This window comes from Bacillus cereus group sp. BfR-BA-01379 (genome assembly GCF_022663605.1).
Lineage (GTDB): Bacteria > Bacillota > Bacilli > Bacillales > Bacillaceae_G > Bacillus_A > Bacillus_A mobilis.
In genome coordinates this window covers 1-223 of the sequence record NZ_JAKUFT010000313.1, presented here as the reverse complement: position 1 = coordinate 223, position 223 = coordinate 1, and the positions used below count along the sequence as shown (strand labels likewise).

Sequence of the window (223 nt, the reverse complement as noted above, 5' to 3'; positions counted from 1 at the left end):
GGCTCGTAAACAACAAGAAGAACAAAAACGTCTAGCTGATGAACAGGCTCGTAAACAACAAGAAGAGCAAAAACGTCTAGCTGATGAACAGGCTCGTAAACAACAAGAAGAACAAAAACGTCTAGCTGATGAACAGGCTCGTAAACAACAAGAAGAGCAGAAAAAAGCACAACAAGCTCAAACACAACCAGCTTCCGGAAATACTAGTAATACATACTACAAA

General features: G+C 39.9%; 1 pseudogene. It reads left to right on the top strand.

Going from position 1 to position 223, the window contains the following annotated elements:
* Nucleotides 1–223: pseudogene (locus MR113_RS28020) on the top strand (excalibur calcium-binding domain-containing protein); the annotation flags it as partial.